This is a genomic window from Vagococcus martis, from assembly GCF_002026305.1.
GTDB lineage: Bacteria > Bacillota > Bacilli > Lactobacillales > Vagococcaceae > Vagococcus > Vagococcus martis.
In genome coordinates, this window is the sequence record NZ_MVAB01000001.1 from 164,365 (window position 1) to 184,808 (window position 20,444).

14 protein-coding genes are annotated in these 20,444 nt (G+C 33.8%); 2 read left to right on the plus strand and 12 right to left on the minus strand.

Annotated features, from left to right (window positions below):
- Genes aroD through BW731_RS00840 form a run of 4 tightly spaced genes read right to left on the minus strand, consistent with a single transcriptional unit; the run spans position 1 to position 4,883 of the window.
- On the minus strand, positions 1-759 hold the full coding sequence (aroD, locus tag BW731_RS00825; protein WP_079344886.1) for a type I 3-dehydroquinate dehydratase: 759 nt from the start codon (positions 757-759) through the stop codon (positions 1-3).
- A gap of 17 nt (positions 760-776) precedes the next feature.
- Positions 777-1,955 carry an MFS transporter gene (locus tag BW731_RS00830; protein ID WP_079344887.1) on the minus strand — a complete coding sequence of 393 codons (1,179 nt, stop codon included), beginning with the start codon at positions 1,953-1,955 and terminating at the stop codon, positions 777-779.
- Between the two features lie 11 nt (positions 1,956-1,966).
- Positions 1,967-2,839 carry a shikimate dehydrogenase gene (locus BW731_RS00835; RefSeq protein WP_079344889.1) on the minus strand — a complete coding sequence of 291 codons (873 nt, stop codon included), beginning with the start codon at positions 2,837-2,839 and terminating at the stop codon, positions 1,967-1,969.
- 19 nt (positions 2,840-2,858) lie between these two features.
- The gene (locus tag BW731_RS00840) at positions 2,859-4,883 is read right to left on the minus strand and encodes an oxidoreductase (RefSeq protein ID WP_079344891.1); all 2,025 of its coding nucleotides are present in this window, start codon (positions 4,881-4,883) and stop codon (positions 2,859-2,861) included.
- A 137-nt stretch (positions 4,884-5,020) separates the two neighbouring features.
- Here BW731_RS00840 and BW731_RS00845 point away from each other — a divergent pair, with 137 nt between their 5' ends.
- Positions 5,021-5,899 (plus strand): LysR family transcriptional regulator, encoded by an 879-nt coding sequence (locus BW731_RS00845; protein WP_079344893.1) that lies wholly within the window; start codon positions 5,021-5,023, stop codon positions 5,897-5,899.
- Between the two features lie 84 nt (positions 5,900-5,983).
- Here BW731_RS00845 and BW731_RS00850 read toward each other — a convergent pair whose 3' ends face one another.
- Positions 5,984-6,184 carry a hypothetical protein gene (locus tag BW731_RS00850; protein ID WP_079344895.1) on the minus strand — a complete coding sequence of 67 codons (201 nt, stop codon included), beginning with the start codon at positions 6,182-6,184 and terminating at the stop codon, positions 5,984-5,986.
- Between the two features lie 150 nt (positions 6,185-6,334).
- Complete coding sequence (locus BW731_RS00855) at positions 6,335-8,275, minus strand: cation:proton antiporter (RefSeq protein WP_079344897.1); 1,941 nt, start codon at positions 8,273-8,275, stop codon at positions 6,335-6,337.
- Positions 8,276-8,474: 199 nt separating this feature from the next.
- Between BW731_RS00855 and BW731_RS00860 the strand changes: the two genes are divergently transcribed.
- Complete coding sequence (locus BW731_RS00860) at positions 8,475-9,434, plus strand: IS30 family transposase (RefSeq protein WP_079344899.1); 960 nt, start codon at positions 8,475-8,477, stop codon at positions 9,432-9,434.
- A gap of 88 nt (positions 9,435-9,522) precedes the next feature.
- Here BW731_RS00860 and BW731_RS00865 read toward each other — a convergent pair whose 3' ends face one another.
- The 6 genes from BW731_RS00865 to BW731_RS00890 all read right to left on the minus strand — a co-directional run bounded on the left by BW731_RS00865 (position 9,523) and on the right by BW731_RS00890 (position 20,438).
- Positions 9,523-9,816 (minus strand): ArsR/SmtB family transcription factor, encoded by a 294-nt coding sequence (locus tag BW731_RS00865; RefSeq protein ID WP_071457035.1) that lies wholly within the window; start codon positions 9,814-9,816, stop codon positions 9,523-9,525.
- 15 nt (positions 9,817-9,831) lie between these two features.
- Positions 9,832-11,550: a phospho-sugar mutase gene (locus BW731_RS00870; protein WP_079344901.1), complete on the minus strand. Its 1,719-nt coding sequence runs from the start codon at positions 11,548-11,550 to the stop codon at positions 9,832-9,834.
- A gap of 146 nt (positions 11,551-11,696) precedes the next feature.
- Positions 11,697-18,128: a Cna B-type domain-containing protein gene (locus tag BW731_RS00875; RefSeq protein ID WP_079344903.1), complete on the minus strand. Its 6,432-nt coding sequence runs from the start codon at positions 18,126-18,128 to the stop codon at positions 11,697-11,699.
- A 170-nt stretch (positions 18,129-18,298) separates the two neighbouring features.
- Positions 18,299-18,757, minus strand: coding sequence for a hypothetical protein (locus BW731_RS00880; protein ID WP_071457037.1), 459 nt, complete (start codon positions 18,755-18,757; stop codon positions 18,299-18,301).
- 115 nt (positions 18,758-18,872) lie between these two features.
- Complete coding sequence (locus BW731_RS00885) at positions 18,873-19,232, minus strand: thioesterase family protein (RefSeq protein ID WP_079344905.1); 360 nt, start codon at positions 19,230-19,232, stop codon at positions 18,873-18,875.
- A gap of 3 nt (positions 19,233-19,235) precedes the next feature.
- Positions 19,236-20,438, minus strand: coding sequence for a CCA tRNA nucleotidyltransferase (locus BW731_RS00890; protein ID WP_079344907.1), 1,203 nt, complete (start codon positions 20,436-20,438; stop codon positions 19,236-19,238).
- Between the last annotated feature and the right edge of the window lie 6 nt (positions 20,439-20,444).

Consider the following 20,444-nt stretch of genomic DNA (forward strand, 5'->3'; position numbering starts at 1 on the left):
TTATTTATTATGAAGAGTTGTTAATATATTCCTTAGCTCAGATACTGGTACTTGTCCTGGTGCAGATGCTGTTTGGGCTGATCCAAATGTCAAGGCTGAACCAAACGTTTCGCCACTGACACGACTTATCATTCCTAATTGACCCATTGACATTGTTACAATTGGGCGATTTGCAAAAGAAATTTGCATCTCATTCGTTGCATCAAGTAGCGTCAATACATCTGTTGTATTGTTTGGCATAACAGCTATTTTACAAATATCTGCACCAAGTTCTTGCATTTTTTTCAAACGATGAACAATTTCCTGTTTTGAAGGCGTTTGATCAAAATCATGGTTACACATTACCACTTTAACTTGTTTGTCATTGGCACAAGAGACTAATTGAGCGACATGCTTATCTCCAATAAACAACTCAATATCATTTAATTCAAATAATGCTTCAGATATTATGACTTGATTTAACTCGACATAGTCTTCTGTAGATAGTTCTGTTTCGCCACCTTCTTCTTTAGTACGAAATGTGAAAAGTATTGGAATATTAGATAATAACTGGCGTATTTTTTTACCCACAGATATCACCGCATCAATTTGTTTAACCTCTTCGAAAAAATCGACACGCCATTCTATAATATCAGCACCACAGTTCGCGACAATTTTAGCTTCTTCTATTAACTCTTGACTTGTTTTACCAACCATTGGAACGACTATTTTAGGAATGCCATCTCCAATAACAGTGTTCATTACTTTAACTGTTTTCATTTACTCTGTCCTTTCAATTATAATGAGCGACGATCTTTTTTAAACCTGATAAAAATAACGATAGCTAATAAAAATCCCAATAACGCAATCCCAACATCCAGTAAGATAATATTTGCCACATTTGTTTTAGATAATTGACCAGTTACTAATGGGATAGTAAAGGAAGCAATACTTCCTGCTGTATAAAATATTCCGGTAACTTTCCCTTTACCTGATGGAAACATGTCAGCCATAACAGTCAACCCTAGTTGCATCACACCACCTGCTGCTGAAAAACCGACAACAAAGGCACCTATAGTACAAACTAAAGCAGTCGGAAATAGCCACATTATTAACAATGCTACAAAAGAAATAAACGTATATCCGACTAAAAATGTCACAGGTTGAAATTTCTTTTTAACTAAAGCTGACGTCACAAAAACACATAGCAGTGATCCAACACTATAATAGCTTATTAAAGCTCTAGACGACGTATCACCCATATTCGCTACATCAGAACCATATTTAGTTAACCACTGACTTACTAAATAAAACGTTGCTTGTGACACATAGCCATATAAAATAAAAGCAACACCTTCAATACTAAAGATTTTTCTAGGCTCTTTCTCTTCAACAATATCATCAACTTGTTCTGCTTGTTGCTTAGGAAAAGGTTTGTTATACAAATAAATCCCGTTAATTATAAATATAGCGATTGAAAGGACAAATGTCCACCCGTACCATAGATTTTGTGACACAATAAACCCTACCATCAACGGTAATGCAAATTGTCCAGCCGAAATAAAGGCTTTAATAATCACATTAGCTGTTCCTGGTGATTCTGGGAATGACTCCATCAGTGCCGGATATGTCCCTGAATCTAAGAAAGAATTCGCTACACCGGCTAATATACCAAAGATATACGCTACGGCAATACTCGGGCTAACTAAGATACCTATAAAGAACAATATATAGGTGAGCATTCCGAGTAAAACAAACGGTCTACGCCCAAATTTATCTGAGAGATAACCTGAAACCATTAATACAATCAAACGTCCAATTCCTAATGACGAAATAACAATCGCAACTCCTGCATTATCTGTTCCCCACTGACTAGCTAACGCATCCATATTTTGAGCTAGAATGATAACACCCATACCATGTACAAAATAATTAATATACAGCCCAATTGCTGTTGGCATATACTTATTTTTCATAATAAACTCCTTTAATTATCCTTGAATAATAAATTTTTAATATAATCTACCGGCATATCCTCACCAGTCCATAACTTAAATGCCGCAGCACCTTGCCAAAGCATCATACCTAACCCATTAACAGTGCGGCATCCATTTGCTTTTGCATCCTTTAATAATTGTGTTTCACTTGGTACATACACAACGTCTGCAACAACTAAATCCGGACGTAACACATCAGTATTTTTTATTAGGCTCTGTCCTTCTAACGGCTTCATTCCAACACCCGTTGCATTGGTAAAAATTTGACTATTGTTTATCTCTGATTCCAACGCTTCATTATCTGCTAAGTCAAATAGCGTTGCTTGACAATCTGTTTTTTCATTAATTAGTTGTACGACTCGCTCTGCATTAGAGTAGTGATCATCTTTACGATTGAAAATGGATAGCTCTTTCACTCCATCTAATGCAGCTTGAATTTCAATAGCTGTTGCAGCACCACCCGCACCGCATATCGTCATTTTTTTTCCAATAATATTGATATCAGATTGTGCTAATCCACTCATAAAACCAGTACCATCAGTAATGTGTCCCATTAACACCCCATCGTCATTTACAATAGTATTGACAGCTCCTACCATCTCAGCAGCTGGTGATAATTTATCCAAATACTGAATCACTTTTTGCTTATTAGGCATTGACACATTGGATCCTCGCATACCTAATGCTCGAATCGCTTCAACCGCTTGTTCTAACTCATTATTACCCACTTCAAACGCTAAGTACACATAATCCAATCCTAACTTAGCAAATGCTTCATTGTGCATAGTTGGTGACAAACTATGTTTAATTGGTGTCGCCATTAACCCGATTAATCCTGTGTATCCTGTAATTCTTTCTGTCATTTCATTCTACTCCTTTAATTTAACTAGTTACTTTTTTTCTAGCTGATTTTTTTAAGTCAATTTTTTCAATATCCTTTAAAATATCTCTACCTTCTCTTGTTCCTTCAATAATTCGTCTTGCTAGTTTACTATCTCCAATATTTTTTACAACGACATCGTTTTGCAAGCTGTACTCTGTTAGCATCTCAACTAATGGTGCTTCTGCTTTCATACCTAAACAAACAAACCCTAAATCAAATGGTAACGTCATTTTTTCTTGATTTGACTCAATAACAAAATGATTGTCACATACCTCAACTAAAGCACTAGATGTAAACTGCTTAACGTGATGTTTTTCCATCATATCAAACATCGATATCTTAGTAATTAAATCAAGATCTTTACCTATTTCAGATTGTAATTCCACGATTGAAACAGAATTAGCCCCTCTTTCAGCATAGTATTCTACAACATCTAATCCAACAGCTCCTCCACCAATCACAACAACATCTTTTCCTTTAGTTTCTTGAAAATCAGACATATTATGAAGTAGGTCAAAAATTGAAAAAACTCGACGATTTGGTTTAGCAAGTTGCTCATGTAATCCTTTAATTGGCGGTAATAGAGGAGTAGCCCCAGTTGCATTAACGATGATATCAATAGACTTATCTTCTAAATCTTCTAATTCAAATCGTTTATTGGTATGAATCACTAGATTATCTAATTCATTTGCTCTAGCTTCTAAATAATCAACAAAATCTTGTATTCTACGTTTATCTGGTAATCTTGCTATTTCACAAGCTAATCCACCAAGATAATTTTTTTCTTCATATAAAGTGACATTAACACCAACTTCGGCAGCCGTTGTAGCAGCCTCTAATCCTGCTGTCCCACCTCCAATGACAATCATGTTGATTGGATTGTTAACTTTATCTTGTTTATAAGCTTCTTCATTAATAACGTCCGGATTAACCGTACATCTTATTGGTCTAGATTTTGCAATACGATGATCCGCACAACCAATATTACAAGATATACATTTTCTCAATAAATACTCTTTGCCATCTTGCACTTTATTCACCCAGTTAGGTTCAGCAATTAACCCTCTACCCATAGCTAATAAATCAGCATCGCCATTTTCTAAAATTTCATTTGCTATTTTAGGACTTCTAATATTCCCTGATGTAACAGTCACTTTTCCAAATTTTTCCTTCACTTTTTTCGCCATATAACTTCTCCAGCCATCAGCTAAATTAATTTGGTCAATTTGAAATTGAATACTATCATTTAAAGCGGCAGAAACATTTAATATATCGACTTCTTCAACAAAATACTCCAGTAACTCTAACGTATCATCTAATGAATTTCCTCCCTCCAAACATTCATCCGCACTAAATCTTAAACTAATAGGGAAAAACGGACCAACTTGTTTCCTAACTTCTTCAACAACTAACTTTGCAAAGCGTGCTCTGTTTTCAGGTGTTCCACCAAACTCATCCGTTCTTTTATTATAAAGAGGAGACAAAAACTGACTGATTAGATACGAATGACCTGCGTGAATTTCTACACAATCAAATCCAGCACGTTGCCCTCTATTTGCCGCTTCGCCATATTTTTTTACAATATGATAAATTTCTTCAGTGGTTAATGATCTAGGTGCAGGGTTTCCTTTTTTAGAAGGAATATCACTTGATGATACAGCCTGCTTTCCTTCTAAACGTAAACCATAAGCTGATGCCCCGGCGTGATTAATTTGAACAGACGTACACGCACCATAACTATGCATTAACTCATTAAAAGTCCATAATCCTGGTACATATTGCTCATTGTCAATTCTTAGTTGTGTGGTTCCATTCGTTCCCATTGGATAATCAACACACACATTTTCCAATGTAATTAATCCTACACCACCCTTTGCACGTTGCTCATAATAAGATAAGTGATCACGATTAAACGTTCCATCCAAATTAGCAAAATTCGTTCCCATTGGAGGCATCACCACTCTGTTTTTTAACGTCATTCTTTTTATTTGTAGCGGCTCAAATATTTTTCTGTATTTCTCCAAAACTATTTCCTCCTATAATAGATTTTATATTGTTAATCTTTTCACATTAGATTATAATACAAATAAATCGATAAAAAAAATACTTTATTTCTATCGATTCCATAGATATAAACTATGAATAAAACGGAGGCTTTATGATGAACCTTAACCAACTATATTATTTTCAAACTTTAGCAAAAACACAACACATGACAAAAGCCGCTCAATTATTGAACATTTCCCAACCAAGTTTGAGTTATGCTATTAAAGAACTGGAAAAAGAGTTAGGAGCACCTCTTTTTGAAAAAAAAGGAAGAAATATTAGTCTAACAAAATATGGTAAGATTTATTTAACATATGTCAACCAATCACTTAACACTCTTGAAAACGGCAATCATTTTGTCAAGAAAATCTATGAACCAAATACTGGACATATTGATTTAGGATTTATCTATACATTAGGTCCTTATATTATTCCAAAAGTCCTGCATGATTTTAAATCTGAACCTAACAATGAATCCATTAGTTTTTCTCTATATCAAAGTAACACGCAAAATATTATCGATAAAATTAAAGATAAAACGATTGATTTAGGTTTATGTTCAAAAACGGTAGAAGATGATGACATTGATTTTCATCCCTTTGTTGAAGAAGACCTTGTTTTAATTGTGCCACTAAACCACCCACTCGCATCAAAAAACGAGGTGTATATTGAAGAAATAGAGCATTTCCCATTCATATCATTTAACAAAGAAAGTGGCTTACGTCCGATTATTGATGAGACGTTACAGCAAGTAAATATTAAACCTAACATCATTTATGAAGTAGAGGAAGACCATACAATGGCAGGATTTGTATCGTTTGGTCATGGAGTTGCATTAATCCCTAATTTATTTGCCTTATCAAGCTATCAAGTTAAGATTCTTAAACTCATTAATCCTATAAGAAAACGGATTATTTATACTGCTAATTTGAAAAATCATGACATGCCTTCTCTATTAAGATTTAAGACCTTTTTAAAGACCTTTTCAGCGTAAAAAACGTGATGTTTGTATTTTTATTAAAACAAACATCACGTTAAGAAACATCAACAATAAGTAGCTGAAATATTGATGGATCTGTTAATATCTCGAATAATCAAAACCATCCACATAGCGCATGGCTTGTTTTTGAACTAGTTCTATATAAATATCTTCAGCTTCTTCTAAACTACTACAATTTATTGTAATCTTTTTTCCTTGTTTTACTAACTTGTCTTGAACTAATTTAATTGCCACTTTACTGTCTAATTTCTTAAATGATGTGGTATGATCTCGTGTCATTATATGCTTTCTCCTATTCCATTTGTTTAAAATTTATCTATCAACTTAATTTTAACATCTCACTACTGAACAATTATTAAACTGTAGAGTGAATAGGTCAATAAAAAAACAAAGCATCTAAAAATAGATACTTTGTCTTAAACTGTTATTTTATGCAATAAACTGAATACTACTTTCAATTGCTGATAGATTTTCTCGATAGACATTCAGCTCTTGACGATTCATCTTACCTTTTTCAAACGCTTGTTGAATATAATCTCGCTCTAATTGAATCGCATAGTCCAGCCATTCATCTAATGTGTCTTCACTTACATCAACCAATGTTTTATCCGTATACTCATACCGAGACAAGTAAAAGTCGACTAATTCAGGGGGAAATTTATGTTTATCCAACTGTGTTAATTCATTGATCACATAGAGTCGATTGCTTTCTTTTAATCGTTTGCGTATCTCAACTTTTCTATCAAAACTCGTCACCCTTATTCCTATAAATTTTAAATGGGTACCTATCACATTTTTATAGAACGCATTTTTACTATACTCAGGTTTACGTGTTAAACGATATAAGCGTCTATCAAGTACTTCTAATCGCCTAAATACCATTTGTAAACTGACTTCACCAGACTCAACTAAATTTAGAGTGTCTTTTAGTTGCCATAGCAACACTTGTTCCATCAATTCTTTATTCTTTTCATTAAATTCATCATCATTTATTAAAGACAAAATTCGTTCATTATACATCTGAATTACTTTATGAATAGCTAAACTATTTTTTTCAGTTTGTTTTCGTTTAAGTTGATCAGTGACTTTTCTTAATATGTGTACTTCAATTTCACTATTTGTTTCAATGGATTCATCTTCTTTTTTATCGGCTAATAAAGGCATCATAAAGTTAGCAAGTAATAAGGTGACGATAATTACCCCTGCTGCGATACTAATCAACAATTCCCTTTCAATAAAAATCTCACCTGTACTTAAAACAGTAGGTAAACTTAATGCACTGACTAGCGTAATCGTCCCCCTAACACCTGATACAGTATACAATAGCGATTTTTTAACATGTCGCTTCTTTTTTAATCCATCAAAGTTATTGCAAATTAGTACACATAGAAAACGAATGCCTAATAGTACAAATGTTACAATCAACACATATCCTAATACAGTCCAATTACTAATTTGATTATTTTTCCAAACATAACTTGCTAATTCTGGAAGCTGCGTTCCTAATAAAACAAACACTAAGCCATTCAAACTAAAACTATAAATAGACCAAGTGTTTTTTGACAACACATTAAGTTGAGCTACTTCTGGATTTATTTGCTTATAATTCCATGAATAGACCAGCCCAGCACTCACAACAGCTAATATACCATTCACATTAATACCTTCAGCTACCAAAAAGACTGTAAATGGTAACAATAACTCAAATAATATATATGAGACATTGTTCTCAATACCAAGTGATTTCATCCAGCGAATAAACCAAAGACCAAATAAAGCACAACCTATACCAACAAGAACACCTCCTAATGAGATTAACACGAAACTAATTTCAGCCTCTACCATTGAAAATACACCTGTTAATAAAGCGGCCGAAGCAAACTGAAAAGATACCAATCCAGACGCATCGTTGATTAAAGACTCTCCTTCTAACGTATGCATCATACGATGAGGAATTTTCACTTTTTCAGCCAATGCACCAACTGCTACCGCATCTGTCGGTGCCAATGCAGCTGATAAAGCGAAACAGGCTGCCCAAGGTGTCTGAGGCACAAGAAGATGTATGACATATCCTAAGATGCCAACAGTAATAAAAACTAATACCACCGATAACGTCAACACTGCCTTTTTTTCTTTCCATAGAGCTCTTTTATCAACTATCTGACCTTCATTAAATAATAAAGGTGCTAGAAAAACCAGCATAAATAACTCTGACTCCAATTCAAATGATTGAACAAAAGATAGTAATCCCACTCCAAAACCTAATATAACTTGTATTAACGGTATGGCGATATTTGGAAAAAATCGACTAATAATGTTTGATAATAACACCATCGCTAACATAATTAAAATACCTTCAAATAATTGCATAATACACCTCGTTACATTCCATCAATTTTACACATAGGTTTATAATATGTTTATAACTAAAATCTGTCAATTATCTAGCAAAAAAAATCATCATTTTAATAATTCGCCGATTGTAAAATTAAGCTAGACAACTAAAAAATCATTTGTGATACACTCAAATTGTATTTCCAACCAAAGAAAACAAGGAGAGTGATCACAAATGACCTATACACATCTTACTACAGACGAGCTAGTTTTGATAGAAGCTTATTACCATCAAAATAAAAAAGGAACATACGTTGCGAAACAATTGAAACGAGCAAAACAGACTATCTATAATGTTTACAAAGCTTTTGATGAGGGATTATCTGCACTAGATTACTATAAAAGATACAAAAATAATAAAAAGAATTGTGGCAGGCGTCCTATTTCTTTATCTGATAATGAAACAGAATACATTCAAAAGAAGGTTGTTCAAGGATGGACTCCAGATGTCATTATTGGTCGTGCTGAGTTTCCTATCTCATGTTCTATCAGTACTCTTTATAGATTATTTAAGCAAGGACTGTTTGATTTGACCGCATTACCTATGAAAGGTAAAAGGAAAGCGAATGGTTATAAAGAAAAAAGAGGTAAACAAGCCTTTAAAAGAACCATCCATCAACGTAATAAGGACTATCAACTCTTTAATAATGAATTTGGTCACCTTGAAGGTGACACAATTGTTGGAAAAGATCATAAAAGTGCTGTTATCACACTCGTTGAAAGACTATCGAAAGTGATTATTACGTTAAAACCAATAGGCAGACGAGCAATAGATATCGAAAATAGTTTAAATAATTGGTTTAAAAAGTTTCCATGCCATCTATTTAAATCAATCACATTCGATTGTGGTAAAGAATTTTCTAATTGGAAATCAATCAGCAATCTAAATGATATTGATATTTATTTTGCCGATCCAGGAACACCATCACAACGTGGCTTAAATGAAAACTCTAATGGGTTATTACGTAAAGATGGATTACCTAAACAAATGGATTTCAACAAAGTTGAGGAATCTTTTATCCAATCTATCGCTTCTAAAAGAAATAATATTCCTAGAAAATCATTAAACTATAAAACACCATTGGAAGTATTTTTGAGTTATGTAGACAATGATATTTTGTCTAGCTTAATTTGACAAATGAAAATTATTAAAAAAAGTTCTCAACTATTAAAATGTTATCTAACAGTTAAGAACCCTTATGAGCAAAATTTTATTCTATGAATTATATATGATTCATATGATCAAATGTTTGGGATAAAATACTTTTAACATGCTTATCGTCTAAACAATAAACAACACTTTTTCCTTCTTTTCGTGATTTGACCAAATGATTATCTCTTAAAAGCTTCAGTTGATGAGATACAGCAGATTGTTCCATTTCTAAAAATTGAGTAATACTACTGACATTCATCTCCTTTTCAGACAAAGCAACGAGTATTTTCAATCGGGTTGGGTCTCCTATCGTTTTAAAAAAACGACTTGTTTGTTCAATCGTTTGAGAACTTAACTCTTTCAACTAGACATCTCCCCTTTACGCACTATATTTAGCTAATTCATTAGTAAATAGTTCTATTTTTTCAGTAACAGCCTCTTGTGTTTGAGCCACTGCTCCGATATAAAACTTAATTTTTGGTTCTGTCCCAGAAGGCCTAATAGCAATCCAACTACCATCTTCTAAAAAGAATTTTAATACATTTGCCTTTGGTAATTCAAGTGTTTGCTCTTGCCCATCAGCAAATAGACGTTTTCCAACTGAATAATCTTCTGTATAGTTCACTTTTATACTACCAAATGATGTTGGTAATTGTTCTCTCACGTGTTGCATGATGGTTGCAATTTCTTTTAACCCTTCCATACCTGATTTGGTTACAGAAATCGTTTTTTCTTCAAAATATCCATATTCTTTGTACAAATCAAGTAAAGCATCATACAATGTTTGCCCTTTTTCCATGTAATAAGTTGCTACTTCAGCTAACATTACCAATGCTTGAATTGCATCTTTATCACGAACAAATGGTTTCACTAAGTAGCCATAACTTTCTTCAAACCCAAATAAAAATTCTGCTGAGTTTTTAGCTTCTGCTTCTTTGATTTGTTCGGCGATAAATTTAAACCCAGTTAACACATTTTTCATTTCAACATCATATGCGTCACAAATTCGTGTTGGCAACTCACTTGATACGATTGATTTTAATACCATACCATTAGATGGTAGCTCCTGTTTTTCTTGCTTTTTACTCAAAATGTAATGCACCATCAAACTGGCTAATTGATTGCCGGTTAACACTCGAAACTCGCCACTTGGTAGTCTTACGGCTGCACCTAAACGATCGGCATCTGGGTCTGTTGCTACTAATAAATCAGCTGATAGCTCCTCACCTAAACGAATCGCGTATTCAAATGCTGATAATTCTTCAGGGTTTGGTGATTTCACTGTAGTAAAATTAGGATCTGCAATCGCTTGTTCCTCAACTAAGGAAACATTGGTAAAGCCAATTTGTGATAAAGCTTTTTCACCAAGCATTTTCCCTGTTCCGTGTAATGGCGTGAAGACCATGTTTAATTTGTCACCGCTTCGTTTGATTAACTCATTATCTATCGTCACGGATAACATCTCTTCTAAATAAATTGCGTCAACTTCTACACCCACGATATTGATAAAATCATCTGACTTGTCATCGGAAATGACTTCAATTACCAATGGATTTTCAACACTTCGCACAAATTCTGTTACTGTGTCAGCGTCTTGTGGTGGCATCTGTGCACCATCTTCACCATACACTTTAAAGCCATTGTAATTAGCTGGATTGTGGCTTGCGGTAATCATAATCCCTGCAATACAATTAAAATGTCGTACAGCAAATGATAATTCAGGCGTTGGACGTAAACTTTCAAATACGTATGACGTAATCCCGTGATTAGCTAGTGTTTTAGCTGATTCCATCGCAAATTCTGGTGATTGATGTCTGGAATCATACGCAATCGCAACCCCTCTTTTTTTTGCATCCTCACCTAATGTTGCGATAAATAAAGCTAAACCATTAGCTGCTTGACGAACAGTATAAATATTCATACGGTTGATTCCCGCACCTAAAATCCCTCTCATACCTGCTGTACCAAACTCTAACGGTGCATAAAAAGCATCTTGTAATTCGGTTTCATTTTGTTCTATTTCAAATAGATTATTCTGTAAACTAGGTTCTAATTCATTAAATTCTTTCCATTTTAGATAAGTGTTTTTCCAACTCATTCTGTCACCCCATATAAATTTGTCTTATTTATTATATCATTACAGCCTCAATTTTACTAAAAAATTATAGGGCAAATTAATCTAAAAAATTATAGGGCAAATTAATCTAAAAAAAACAGATGACTTATGCCATCTGTTTTTTATTGTTATTCGTCAATTGACTTCTTTTTTCTGATATTTAATGTGTAACTAGATACTATAACTAACATCAGTACTCCAATTAAATGGTAATTGCCATTACTCTTTTCACCCGTTTTAGGTAATTGTCCACCATTATTTGATGAACTAGAACCTGGTGTAGATTGACTTCCACCTTTTTCTGGTTGTTTTGGTATGTCGTTTAACGTATTGGTGATCACAATATTACCTAAATTACTATCATCTACTGTTGTTGAGTAGCCTGGGACGTTTGTAATTTCTTCAACTGTGTAAGTAATTTTTTTGCCATGTTGTTTTTCATCAAGATTACTCCAAGTATGTGTCCAGTTATTTTTAGCGTTTAGTTTCACTGGTTTGCCAGATTTTTCGCCATCTGCTAATAACTGCACTTGAATGTCTTTAGCTCTCTTATCATCTTGGTTGTTATCTTCCCAACGTTTTGTCACGGTCACACTTGTTTTACCTGGTGTGTAGTGATTTGTGATATTCGTTCCGTCAATTTTTGTTGAGTAATTTGATACGCTGCCTTCTGTCACAGTATAAATAACTTCTTTACCAGCTTCATATTTAGGTAAGTTAGTAAAGTGATATTCCCAGTTATCTTTTTTTGTTACTTCTTTTGTATCGACTACTTTTCCATCGGCTAATAAATTCACTTTGATTGATGTTGGGCGTTTACCATCTTGATTATTCGCATCATCCCATTTTTTCTCACCAATTACTTCGGTCACTTCTGGTGTATGGGTATTGGTAATAATAATATTTCCTTCATGATTATCTGATACATCTGTTGTATAGTCAGCGACATCACTAACTTCTTTCACACTATAAACAATCGCTTTTCCATTGGCTTTTTCATCTAACTCTTGCCATGTATGACTCCAGTTGTTATCTGCATTAAGTTTTACTACTTGACCTGACTTTTTATCATTCGCGTAAAGTTGAACTTTGATTTCGTCAGGACGTTTGCCATCTTGATTGTTGTTATCTTCCCATCGTTTTGTCACAGTTACACTTGTTTTACCTGGTGTGTAGTGATTGATAATATTAGTTCCGTCAAAACTTATTGAATACTCTGGCACACTGTCTTCAGTGACCGTATAAATAATTTCCTTACCTGCTTCAAACTTAGGCAAGTTGGTAAACTCATACTTCCAATTATCTTTTTCTGTTACTTCTTTTGTATCAACTTCTTTGCCATTCGCTAATAAATTCACTTTGATAGATGTTGGGCGTTTCCCATCTTGATTATTCGCATCATCCCATTTTTTCTCACCAGTTACTTGCGTTAATTCTGGTGTATGGGTATTAGTAATAACGATATTTCCAGGATTGCTATCAAGTATATGAGTGGCATAATCAGGTAATTTAGTCACTTCTTTAACTAAATAAACAATTGATTGTCCATCAGATTTTTCATCTAAATCTTGCCACGTATAGCTCCAGTTATTTGCTTCATTTAATTCAACTGGTTTACCACTTTCTTTTCCATTGGCATAAAGTTGAACCTGAATCATATTTGGACGTAACCCATCTTGATTGTTGTTATCTTCCCAACGTTTTGTCACAGTCACACTTGTTTTACCTGGTGTGTAGTGATTTGTAATACTTGTGCCATTAATAGTTGTTGAATACTCTGACACACTATCTTCTGTCACAGTGTAGATAATTTCTTTACCATCTTTATATTTAGGCAAGTTAGTAAATTCATACTTCCAGTTGTCTTTTTCTGTCACTGTTTTACTATCTACCACTTCACCATTTGCTAATAAATTTACTTTAATTGACGATGGTCGTTTGCCATCTTGGTTATTCGCGTCATCCCATTTTTTCTCACCAGTTACTTGCGTTAATTCTGGTGTATGGGTATTAGTAATGAAGATATTCCCTTGGCTTTCTTCAGCGATTTGAGACGTATATCCCGGAACGTCACTCACTTCTTTTACTGTGTAAACAATTTGTTTTCCGTTTGCTTTTTCATCTAAATCTTGCCATGTATAACTCCAGTTATTTGCCTCTGTTAACTCAACAGGTTCACCACTTTTTTTACTATTTGCGTAAAGTTGAACTTGGATCACATTTGGACGTATTCCATCTTGATTTTGGGCATCTTCCCAACGTTTTACTACGCTCACACTTGTTTTACCTGGTGTGTAGTGATTTGTGATAGTTGTGCCATTTACAGTCTTTGAATAACTTGACACGCTATCTTCTAATACGGTATAAACAATCTCTTTGCCATTTTTAAACTTTGGTAAGTTTGTAAATTCATACTTCCAGTTGTCTTTTTCACTGACTGTTTTGCTGTCTACTACTTCACCATCTGCGAGTAAATTAACCTTAATTGTTGAAGGACGTTTACCATCTTGGTTATTCGCATCATCCCATTTTTTCTCACCAGTTACTTTTGTTAACTCTGGTGTGTGCGTATTAGTGATGATAATATTCCCCTCATTATTATCAGAAATAGTGACACTATAATCAGGGATAGAATAAACTTCTTTTACGGTATAAACAATTGTTTTTCCTTCTGATTTTTCTGCTAATCCTTGCCAAGAGTGACTCCAGTTATTCGCTTCATTTAATTCAACTGGTTTGCCACTTTTTTTGCCATTAGCGTACAATTGAACGTTGATGGCATTTGGGCGTATTCCATCTTGATTATTGTTATCTTCCCAGCGTTTTGTCACAGTTACACTTGTTTTACCTGGTGTATAAGAATTAATAATAGTAGTATCTTTTATTTGAGTTGAATACTCAGGAACACTTTCTTCAGTAACAGTATAGCTAATTAGCTGACCAGCTTCATATTTTGGTAAATTCGTAAATTCATACTTCCAATTATTTTCCGCTGTCACATTGGTTGTATCAATAACTTTACCATTTGCTAATAAATTAACTTTGATTGACGTTGGACGTTTGCCATCTTGGTTATTCGCATCTTGCCATTGCTTCTCACCAGATACATTTGTTGTTTCTGGTTTATGAATATTCGTAATAGTGATATTCCCGTTTTGGCTATCAGATACACTCACATCATACCCAGATGTTGTATCAACTTCTTTTACGGTATAAGTAATTGTTTTCCCATCTTTTTTCTCAGCTAACTCTTGCCACGTATAACTCCAGTTATTCGCTTTATTTAACTCAACTGGTTTACCACTTTCTTTTCCATTGGCATAAAGTTGAACTTTGATTTCGTCAGGACGTATTCCATCTTGATTGTTGTTATCTTCCCAACGTTTTGTCACAGTCACACTTGTTTTACCTGGTGTGTAGTGATTTGTAATACTTGTGCCATTAATAGTTGTTGAATACTCTGACACATTATCTTCTGTCACAGTGTAGATAATTTCTTTACCATCTTTATATTTAGGCAAGTTAGTAAACTCATACTTCCAGTTGTCTTTTTCTGTTACTTCTTTTGTATCAATAATTTTTCCATCAGCTAATAAATTAACTTTGATTGACGCTGGACGCTTACCATCTTGATTATTCGCATCATCCCATTTTTTCTCACCAGTTACTTGCGTTAATTTTGGTGTATACGTATTAGTTATAACAATATTACCAACATTATTTTCAGAAATAGTCGAACCATAATCAGGGATAGAATCAACTTCTTTTACTGTATAAACAATTGTTTTTCCATCTTTTTTCTCAGCTAACTCTTGCCATGTATAACTCCAATTATTCGCTTCATTTAATTCAACCGGTTTACCACTTTCTTTTCCATTGGCATACAGTTGAACGTGGATAGCATTTGGACGTATTCCATCTTGATTGTTATTATCTTCCCAGCGTTTTGTGACTGTCACACTTGTTTTACCTGGTGTGTAAGAATTAATAATTGTTGTATCTTTTATTTGAGTTGAATACTCAGGAACACTGTCTTCGGTTACAGTATAGTTAATTAATTTACCTGCTTCATATTTTGGTAAATTCGTAAATTCATACTTCCAATTATTTTCCGCTGTCACGTTAGTTGTATCAATAACTTTACCATTTGCTAATAAATTTACTTTGATTGATGTTGGACGTTTGCCATCTTGATTGTTCGCATCATCCCATTTTTTCTCACCTGTTATTTGTGTTAACTCTGGTGTGTGCGTATTCGTAATAGTGATGTTTCCTTGACTTGCCTCAGCTACTTGAGTTGTATACCCCGGAACGTCACTCACTTCTTTTACTGTGTAAACAATTTGTTTGCCGTTTGCTTTTTCATCTAAATCTTGCCATGTATGACTCCAGTTATTGGCTTCTGTTAACTCAACAGGGTTGCTACTTTTCTTATCATTTGCGTAAAGTTGAACTTGGATCACATTTGGGCGTATTCCATCTTGATTTTGGGCATCTTCCCAACGTTTTACTACGCTCACACTTGTTTTACCTGGTGTGTAAGAATTAATAATTGTTGTATCTTTTATTTGAGTTGAATACTCAGGAACACTGTCTTCGGTTACAGTATAGTTAATTAATTTACCTGCTTCATATTTTGGTAAATTCGTAAATTCATACTTCCAGTTGTCTTTTGCTGTTACTGTTTTACTATCTACCACTTCACCATTTGCTAATAAATTTACTTTGATTGATGTTGGACGTTTACCATCTTGATTATTCGCGTCATCCCATTTTTTCTCACCAGTCACTTGTGTTAACTCTGGTGTGTGCGTATTAGTGATGATGATGTTTCCTTGACTTGCCTCAGCTACTTGAGTTGTATATCCTGGAACATCACTCACTTCTTTTACTGTATAAACAATTGTTTTTCCTTCTGATTTTTCTGCTAATCCTTGCCAAGAGTGACTCCAGTTATTCGCTTCGTTCAATTCAACTGGTTTGCCACTTTCTTTGCCATCAGCATATAGTTGAACGTTGATAGCATTTGGGCGTAGACCGTCTTGATTGTTGTTGTCTTCCCAGCGTTTTGTCACACTTACATCAATATTTTTTGTTTTGTTGTTTTTAAACTGACCAATGTCTTTTATTTTAATCGTTTGATTATCTTCTGACATATCTTGGCGAGTTAATGTAAATTCTAATTTATCTTTGGACAATTCATACCCTTCAGGTGCTTTAGTTTCAACAAAATAGTAATTTCCTACTGTTAAGTTATCCACTTTGACTTTGCCATTAGCATCTGTTTTAATACCTGATTGAATTTTTTTATCATCTTTCCCACTTACTTTTTGAAATAAATCAAATTCAGCACCAGTTAATGGCTGATTATTATCGGCATCAATCTTCTCAAATGACACGCCTCCAGTTTTTCCTTTGATACTACCTTCTGCAACATTATACATAATAGAATGTGATAACTTCCATGAGTCAGAATCCCCATCATTATATTCTATAGTGATAATAGCATCGTTATCAAACTCAGTATCCTCAACTAAATCGTATAAGGGCTCTGTGTAGTATTCTATTTTATATTGCTTGAAGTCAGCCTTATCACTGCCATCTTTTGGTGAGGCCTTTTCAGTAAAATGCTTAATTCTTGGTAAAATATCCACTTCAAATGACTCATAGTAATTTCCCTGGTTATTTTTTGTCAGATTGACATCCTTCATTGGTAATCCTTCATATTGCCATTCAGCGTTTTTAAAGAAAGCCGCATCAAATGCAAAAGAGTCTTTCCAATAATCGTTTATGTCAGAAAAAGGAATAAGCTTTTGTTCCTTTGGTGTATCTTTTATATAGATATGCTTAATTTCGTCAAACGAATTAGCTTTTCCCAATAATTTATTTTTACCAAGATCAATTTGCCATTTAAAAATAATAGGATGAGCTGCAGTTGTTATATCAGGCTCTTGTCCCATTTTTTTATTAATATTGGTATCACCAGCATCAACGCCATCGCCACCACCTTCAGAAGGATTATCAGACTCTGGGACATGAACAATAATTTCTTGATCAGGTAGCAATATCGTATTATCAGATCCTTGTTTAATATAACGTTCATTTAAAATGTAGTTAAAATTAAACGTACCAGATACTAAAGAATGTGTTTCTACATAATCTGTTGTAAAGGTCATATGTATATAATAGCCATCTGTTTCATTCCCTTCAACGTCTGCTCTAGCTACTTCTTGCGTCCCATCTTTAAGGATAATATTCATTCGATCAACAATTTTAAATTCTTTTGGTATCGTAAAATCGAGTGTGTCTCCTTTCTTAAATGTATTATCAGGTATTTCCCAATCATACTCCAGACTATATTTTTCATTAATGTACATCGTATCGCCATCAACGATTGGCTTTCCATCTCCATGGAATAACTCTATCCTTGTAATGTATTGATCGCCACTTAACGATTTTTTTGTTTTTGCTACAACAAATATACCACCAATTAATAACGCTGAAACAATCGATGTTATCAATAAAAATGGTAATAATCTAACTTTTCGTTTACTATTCACTTTTTTTCTCCTTACATACGTTATTTGAATACATATAACATATTATATAGTTTTTTTGTGTTTTAAAATCACTTTTATGTTACTTTTTTTTGATTTTTTTATGAACTTATACTCAAAAAAAAGAGTTACGCCAAACTAGCATAACTCTTTATACAAATACTATTAAATTTTTATAAAAACTCACTATAAACGTCGTCAACTGATTTGTTTTCATCGATAACAATATACAAACGATTATCTTTTGAAATTTTTGTTGTTTGATAAATGTTATCTAGTCCTTCTTGTCCTGGTGTTTCTTTGTCTTTGTATGGGAAGTAGATTAAATCACTTGTTCCATCATCAAAAACAATATCCATTTTTTCAATATCTTGGTATTTTGTCGCACGTTCAAACATACCTGACTCTAATCCACCTAAGTTAATGTCATCTGTTTGGACATGATCTGCTTCACTTAAAATCTCAATTTTAAACCCTTCACATGGTCTGATTTTTTGGAAGTCACTACCATGAATACGACCATAACTTGTTGATACTTTACTAATCCATAAATCGCCAATACATTCACGGTCTATTGTCCATGTTTCACCATTTCTAAAATAAAATTTAAAACTTGTCATTGTTTTTGCCATAAATGATCTCCTCTTTCCAATTAGAAACTTATCATATTTCTTACACGTTTATTGTAACATGGTCATGAGCAAAAATAAACAACTTTATTAATCTTTTCACAAATTATATCTATTACTATTTAATACGCTCCATAAATGATAAAGAATTAACTATCACACGAGAGTGAGAACCTGTTGCAATCAACTTTTCACCATCAAACGCTTGGTAATCAAACTCAAAAAGTTTTTTCTCGCTTTCTTTAAGTTCTACTTTAATCGTAATCAATGCTCCAAGAGCTGAAGGTTTTAAATGTTTGATATCAATTGCTGATCCAACAGTTGTTTCGTCTTTTTCTAATTTTTGTGCGACTGCATTCATACACACATTCTCAACCATAGCAATTAATCCAGGTGTTCCTAAAACAGCTAATGTGCCAGAACCAAGTTCTTTTGCAGTATATTTTTGTGTGACTTCAAACGTTGTACTAAATGTCATCCTTTATCCCACCATTTCCTTTATTTTTTCTAATAATACTTCTTTATCATTTTTCCATTGACCTTCAACTACGTGTTTTTCAGTTTGTTTTAACACGTCCCCTAACCAAGGGCCTGGCTTTTTATCCATATAAGCTAAAATATCTCGCCCAGATACTTTTAAATCTGCCATTGATTTGATTGGCAGTTGATTATATGCCTTAATTAGCTCGTCTTCGTTGTTCTCTAAGTCGAAAAAGTCTCTTACTTGTTCAACTAAAGAAATCACTTCAATGCCAGCTTGATACATCTCTTTAGCACTCCACTGACTGGTTAATCGCTCGTTATAGCAATCAATTACTTTTTCAACTAAATTAGACAATCGTTTGGATGCTTTCCATTTACCGAGTAACGTCTTGGCATGCTTTTCTTCTATCGCAATTAATAAACAGCTCCAAGCTAATTCTTCAGTCGTCAACAACATCTCAGGATTTTGATTAGCAAATTTAACTAACAAATCCTTTTTATGACTAAACCCTGGGCAACAGGCAAAACAATTTGTTTCAACAAAAGGGATGATGCCTCTTTTTCTTTCTGCTCCCATAAGAAGTTTAACCCATTCGATATAAATCCGTTCAATCGCAATCTTTGTTAACAGTTGATGATTTTTTGAAATAGCTTCTTCCGTTTTTTCTTCTATATCAAAACTCAACTGACTCGCAAAACGCAACGCACGCATCATTCTTAGTGCGTCTTCACTAAAACGCTCATCAGGATTACCGACTGCTTTTATTTCTTTTGCATGAATGGACTCTATACCGTCAAACAAATCAATAATATTCCCTTCACGTGTCATAGCTAATGCATTCATCGTAAAGTCTCGGCGTTTTAAATCCTCTTCAAGTGAACGAACAAATGTGACTTTATCTGGTCGACGATAATCTTGATAAGTTGATTCTGTTCTAAAAGTTGTAATCTCATATTGATCTTCTTCATGCAACACCAATACAGTCCCATGATCAATCCCAACGTCAATCGTACGAGGAAAAATTTCTTTTATCTCTTCTGGAAAAGCACTTGTGGCTATATCAACATCATGAATTGCGTGATTTAAAATCATATCTCTCACACTACCACCTACAAAGTAAGCTTCATAGCCATGCTCATTTATTTTATCTATTACTGGTAACGCTTGTTTAAATTCAATTGGTAAGTCATTTATCTTCATAATTAT

Excerpts from the sequence above, each read along its gene's own strand:
- BW731_RS00880 (WP_071457037.1), bottom strand. The coding sequence starts at position 18,757 with ATGGCAAAAACAATGACAAGTTTTAAATTTTATTTTAGAAATGGTGAA.
- BW731_RS00890 (WP_079344907.1), bottom strand. The coding sequence starts at position 20,438 with ATGAAGATAAATGACTTACCAATTGAATTTAAACAAGCGTTACCAGTA.
- BW731_RS00845 (WP_079344893.1), top strand. The coding sequence starts at position 5,021 with ATGAACCTTAACCAACTATATTATTTTCAAACTTTAGCAAAAACACAA.
- aroD (WP_079344886.1), bottom strand. The coding sequence starts at position 759 with ATGAAAACAGTTAAAGTAATGAACACTGTTATTGGAGATGGCATTCCT.
- BW731_RS00855 (WP_079344897.1), bottom strand. The coding sequence starts at position 8,275 with ATGCAATTATTTGAAGGTATTTTAATTATGTTAGCGATGGTGTTATTA.
- BW731_RS00860 (WP_079344899.1), top strand. The coding sequence starts at position 8,475 with ATGACCTATACACATCTTACTACAGACGAGCTAGTTTTGATAGAAGCT.
- BW731_RS00870 (WP_079344901.1), bottom strand. The coding sequence starts at position 11,550 with ATGAGTTGGAAAAACACTTATCTAAAATGGAAAGAATTTAATGAATTA.
- BW731_RS00830 (WP_079344887.1), bottom strand. The coding sequence starts at position 1,955 with ATGAAAAATAAGTATATGCCAACAGCAATTGGGCTGTATATTAATTAT.
- BW731_RS00885 (WP_079344905.1), bottom strand. The coding sequence starts at position 19,232 with ATGACATTTAGTACAACGTTTGAAGTCACACAAAAATATACTGCAAAA.
- BW731_RS00835 (WP_079344889.1), bottom strand. The coding sequence starts at position 2,839 with ATGACAGAAAGAATTACAGGATACACAGGATTAATCGGGTTAATGGCG.
- BW731_RS00850 (WP_079344895.1), bottom strand. The coding sequence starts at position 6,184 with ATGACACGAGATCATACCACATCATTTAAGAAATTAGACAGTAAAGTG.